1 protein-coding gene and 2 pseudogenes are annotated in these 4,229 nt (G+C 51.8%); 1 reads left to right on the top strand and 2 read right to left on the bottom strand.

The genetic code is table 11. The annotated features are described in order from the left end of the window. Positions 1–286, top strand: a pseudogene (locus tag RWR81_RS12680) (IS3 family transposase); the annotation flags it as partial. Positions 287–471: 185 nt separating this feature from the next. Here the strand turns inward: RWR81_RS12680 and RWR81_RS12675 are convergent. Both RWR81_RS12675 and RWR81_RS12670 read right to left on the bottom strand, forming a co-directional pair. Beyond that, positions 472–705 (bottom strand): annotated as a pseudogene (locus RWR81_RS12675) (transposase); the annotation flags it as partial. 464 nt (positions 706–1,169) lie between these two features. Next, positions 1,170–4,013, bottom strand: coding sequence for a toll/interleukin-1 receptor domain-containing protein (locus RWR81_RS12670; protein WP_314458082.1), 2,844 nt, complete (start codon positions 4,011–4,013; stop codon positions 1,170–1,172). Between the last annotated feature and the right edge of the window lie 216 nt (positions 4,014–4,229).

Raw genomic sequence — 4,229 nt, 5'->3', positions numbered from 1 at the left:
GCCCTTCAGATGGCCGTCTGGCAGCGGAAACGAGCCGGTGCTGACCTGACGGGCCTGGTGCACCACTCCGACCGTGGGGTGCAGTACCGGTCCATTCGCTATGGGCAGGCTCTGGCCGACTGCGAGGCAGTCGCCTCTGTAGGCTCTAAGGGGGATTCCTACGACAATGCTCTGGCCGAGGCGCTCAACTCGCTGTACAAGGCCGAGCTGATCCGCAACCAGGGCCCTTGGGAGGACATCGACGCCGCCCGTACTCGCCACCGCCGAGTGGGTCCACTGGTACAGGCACCACCCGGACACACTCCGCCATCAGGATGCGAACCCCCGCCGAGCACGAAGCCGCCTGGGCGCCCGACACCCACCGCCAGGAACAATCACAACCGGCAACCACCGGCAACAGATAAACCAGCCTCCACAAAACCCGGGGCTTGACAGTCATCAGTGTCAGTCCTTCCACAAGGGCTTACACAAACCATTGAACAGGCTCACCGCCACCGCCAGGGCCCCGATGGCGGCGGGCTGGTCGACCACCACCAGCAGGCTCCCGTGATCGGCCAGCTTGTCGTAGAAAGCACGCAGACGCTCCTCGTCGTTGGGAAGGGGCTTGTCAAAGACCTTCCGCCCCTCCCGGCTCAGGGCCGTGGCCCAGTGCTCTGCCTTACCGACGTCAATACCGATGAAGACCTCGATGTCCTTGATATCCATCTCTCCTGCCACCTCTCGCTGCATGGGTGCAGGGACAGCCGGTGGACGACCGGTCCCGCACCCACACCTGCGAAAGACCTCACACACAGCGAGCCGTTCCCCTTATCAGCGGTCACCAGCGCCCAGCTGCCGCGGGCGACTTTCGCCCCCCCCGGATCATCTACGGACAGGGGCAAGACAACCGTGCCCACATCAGCTGGCCCGGCCCCGGACCACCCGGGACCACCAACAAGGTAACGAGCCGTCAGCCAGCTGCTGACGGTACGCACAGTAGCGATGGGGACGTCGAGAATAGCACGATGGGATAGCACGCGGAGCCCTTCTTGCGAGCAGGTATTCTTGGTCTAAAACAACTCTGACGCACGACTCCGCGTGCACCCCGATCCGGCATCCCCCACCCCAGTCCTATCCACCCTTCTCAGCCATACCAGCGCTCAGGCCACCACTACCCCGGTGAGAAAACCTCAATGAACGTAACCCGAGCAAGCAAATCCACGACTCGGTTCACTCATTTCCGTAACTCGACGCCACTCTGTCAGCGAAACTGTCCTGCGTACAATTCCACAATTGCTGCTATACCACTTATGGGGCTCAAGATCAACTTTCACAGTCATTTCTCGACCTCTTAAACTATCGAAGTAGTTAGCATACAATGACGAACCTGAGGAGCTAAACTGAACTGCAGCAGCAGAATAGGGTCGCCCCGTTAATTTAATTGTTCCGACCTTCATCCCTGCAGCCAAAGAGTATACTGAAACAGTATTCAAGGAATCAACATAAGCAAGATACTCGCCGTTGTTAGAAATGTTTACAGCCGAGGATCCTTCCAGGTAGGAGCGTTGCTCAATTGTTCCATATCTCGTATTAGCAACAACAGTTCTATTCCTTGACGTACTGACAGTAGAACCGTCGTTAGCTAGCCAAACATAACGATTGTAGTTCTCCACTTTTCCGTCATTATAAATAACTTTAAACATGCCGACATTATAATTGTCGTCACTATTTTCCGAAACTACAACCCCGCGATCAGTCATTTCAACTACGCGACCTTCAGATGTAGTCCGACTAAATTGATGTGTGTTATAGTCAAAACTCCAAATGTCTGAACCATTTGAAAACTTTAAGGAGCTTCCATCCCATACCCCTTTAATGTGTCCAGGATTGGACATAAGATGCCCGAGACCGGAGTCATTTTCGGTCCAAGATGGTATGACCCAACAACGATCAGAAACACCACCTACCGCCCGATAAAGGCAAATCTTCCCGCTGCTTATAACAAAATAGTCTTCATCGGTTCGCCATGCAAGAAAATCGGCTTCTTCAACTATACTCTCCGAACCATCGTTAAAATTAAGGACAAAAATGTGACCACCTTTAGAGGTGTTCCAATACTGGGCCAAATACTTTCCCGACTGAGATGGGGCAATTCGGGAAACCGCACAGTCATCACACATGGGGCCTGCCGTCGATTCATACTCCCGAATTACTTTGGACGGGTTGTCCATCCTCCAGTATGATACGTTTGAACCGATCGCAGTGACAATCACATGCTTGGTCGGCACAGCCAAAGCAGAAAGTTCATTGCCGACAGGGAGGGAAGTGGAATCCCATTGATTAGATCGACCATCTTCGACATCATACACGGTAAGTCCATCTGCGTTAATGACGGCAGCTGTTGATCCATCATCTGAGAGCGCTGGCAATGGAGATCTTACGTAGTAACGTTTGTCCCAATCAAGTTCCGCATAGGATACAGCCGGCTCGGTATTGTCAGGAGTATTCTGTTGCGACGATACGACCCCCTTTTCGCCGAAGCTATAACCGCCATTTGGCGAAAGAACAGGAGACTGATCATCTGGGCCACTAATATAATTGCGCGTTCGATAAGCTGCCTGCTGGTCGGCAAGAAAGTACGTATATATCGATGTATAGCTTTGGATAACCACTGATTCGTCATCAGGTAGTGCAATCGCATCGTTCTCGTTAGTGGAGAAGTGACTATGCAGGTCAACGTCCGACCATCCACAATCTCGCGATTCGATATGCAGTACTTTCATAACTCCAGATTCCTGAGGCGGTAGCGCAACTGTATTTCCGGATGGAGACACGGAGGCACCACCATAGCGATCTAACTTGCTGACACATTCTTCCTTTCCTGATTTCCATAATTTTACTTCGGCTTCATAGTATCCAGGGTAAACGTCACGCCATCCCGTTGCTACAACAACGTCTCCGGAACGATTCACGGAAATTCTTTTTATTGGAAAGCTTAGTTTTCCAACCTTCGTCAGCGCGTTCGTTTTAGTTTCCCATCGTTCCATCGTTCCGTCTTCATGTCCAACGAATATCAGTGTTACATCAGAATTTGCAGCCAGCGACGTAACGCTACTTGACGTAATTCGATTACCCGCCAGATTGCGGGACTCTACAACGGACTTGAACAGCGCTGCCCGAGTGACTTCATCTTGATGAAGATCCCACGCTTGCGCGGCATATAATTGAGAATCGGCTACATCACTATCAGACAACTCATTAGCTCGGGAAGCGAATGCTCTTGCAGTCGCGACATTTAAGTTCGATAAGGCTTCATTCCGTGCAGATACCGCAAACCAGGAAATTGCCACCGAGATCGTGAGAAGGATGGCGAGTATTGAGAAAGACAGCCGCCGAAATCTCACAAGGCGATTCTGACGCTTGTTCTCGCGATCTAAAAGAGCTTCTTTCGAAGTATTCTGAACCCGCGACGATATACTAAGAACCGCGTCGAGAAATTCCGGATGATTTTCTAAGGATTCCTGCGACTCGCCCCTTCCTCTCAGATCTATCCATAGAGGCTCATCATTAATTTTATTTAGGATCTCTCTCGGAATATTTGTCGTTGTTTTGGAAAAACTCTTCGCTTCTCGATCCCAAAAGATGACGCCATCATCCACTATAAGTATGAGTCTCTCGACGCCGTTCCGTTCGATGTACCACTTAAGTTCTTTAGTGACCGGGTCTGATTTAGCGGCGTTCTCAGAGCAAATATACACAAGCCATTCAGACCGCTTGACAATGCGTTCGAGCTCTTTTTCCAACCTCATTGTTGGCCCAAGCGAACTTCGATCTAAAAATACATTGAGCGCCCGGAAACTGTACCAGTTTCGGCTGAGTTTTTCTAAGCTGTCGTGCAACGTAAATGCGAGCGTTCTAGATGGGTCGTGACTGTAGGAAATGAACACGTCGAAGTTGCCTACTCGCCGATGCTTCCATCGCATCCATTGAGCTTTAACCATAGACATCAGTTTGTCGACAAAGTCTCGCTTCATTGGGAGCTCCCTTTGTGGTTGACGCTCACGCTGAGTCTGTTCGTCCTCGAAGCCCAATGCGCAAGCCGCAGTCCGATTGAAACGGATTATTACGCACTCTACCACGCAGACACGATGGTGGTGGCGGCAACCCTGGCCCGGTTGGAGCGACCCCCACCAGCCGTTTGTTTGTGGAGGAGCTACGCCCCCACAGGGCTATAAAGGGCTGGGGGGGGG

It is taken from the genome of uncultured Actinomyces sp., assembly GCF_963526355.1.
GTDB lineage: Bacteria > Actinomycetota > Actinomycetes > Actinomycetales > Actinomycetaceae > Actinomyces.
Note: the sequence above shows the minus strand (reverse complement) of the source record. Positions and strands in the feature narration are given on the sequence as shown.

Coding starts and splice junctions, on each gene's coding strand:
- RWR81_RS12670 (WP_314458082.1), bottom strand. CDS start 4,013: ATGAAGCGAGACTTTGTCGACAAACTGATGTCTATGGTTAAAGCTCAA.